Origin of the sequence: Aquabacterium sp., assembly GCF_050725395.1 — a bacterium.
Classification (GTDB): domain Bacteria; phylum Pseudomonadota; class Gammaproteobacteria; order Burkholderiales; family Burkholderiaceae_C; genus Aquabacterium.
On sequence record NZ_JBOHHL010000103.1, the window covers coordinates 1 to 1147 of the forward strand.

1 protein-coding gene is annotated in these 1147 nt (G+C 46.1%); it reads left to right on the forward strand.

What is annotated here, in order from left to right:
- Positions 1-685 (forward strand): hypothetical protein (locus ACREB4_RS21305; RefSeq protein WP_431590240.1); only part of this gene is annotated, 685 nt, incomplete at its 5' end.
- Positions 686-1147 lie beyond the last annotated feature (462 nt).

A 1147-nucleotide genomic window follows, 5' to 3' on the forward strand; every position in this document is an offset into this window, starting at 1 on the left:
TAGGCGTCAAAATCAAGAGCTTGTGTCTCAATTAGCCTCTTATTTAGTCTCAGCTGGTCTTTTTATCCCTAGGTCTACTGTCCAGGCTATTTTTGATTCAGCTAGTGGCGAGTCAGCCCTTAAATTAGCCCTTAAATCAGTCCTTGATTCAGGCGATCAATTAATCCTTAAGTCGACTATCCAGTCAATTCTTAATTCAACCCCTCAACCTGATCCTGAATTAGCTACACGCCATGCCCTAGAACCAGCTGATACTCGACCAATTTGGCCCTTACGTCCTGAGCTTATATATCAACGATATATAGCTAATAAAGAGACCTGGCTTACAGCCCACCTAGAGGTCCAGCCAGATCAGTATCGTACGGCGCGGGGGTTTAAGAATCACTCAAAAAGATGGATTAATCAGAATCGGAAGAATCTAGGGCTCCAGCGCCTTAATTTGGATACAGAGACTTTAGGGCCAATTAAAACCCTAGCTACCCTTGATTGGACTAATGAAGAGGTTGAGGCCTGGCTAGACTGGGACACGCAGGACTCAATTGAGGTAGAAAATAGGGTCGAACGTGAGCTAGTCGCAGCAGGAGGCTTTGGGCAGGATATGGATCGTGGGGTTTGGAGGGCTTTTGGTCGATTTAGGTCAAATCTTGAGGTTCAGAAGGCACAGTATCGCTTTGCACCACTATAGACTAATAGAGGGCTTCAAATCGGTCGAATTTGGGTGATATAGTAATATATAAAGCGCGACGCGGAAAAGTATGCTGACTAAGACCGGGGTGTAAGTTTTACGTAATCAAGGGGGGTGTAAGTGTAATGGGAGCCCACATAACTAACTTAACGTATTTTATAAGCGACTTGGCCATATATGTGATGGTTCTAGGTTAATAACCCAGAAACGTCACGTGTATATAGCATAGAAGGGACGGCACGCGGGCTGTAACCAGTGAATATTAGCTGGGTGGATTAGGAGTGGTGTTGAGGACTCCAAGTCGGGACTAGCGCGGCGGGCGCGCATCCTGTATCAACGGCCTCTCACCTCCTAAGAACCTCTCCTTTCTTCCTTAGTTTAGTATTCTGACAAATAAGACCTTTTCGCGCGCTCGCCCTCTAGTTGGTGCCTTTAAGTACGTGGTCCGTCACAGTAATATCC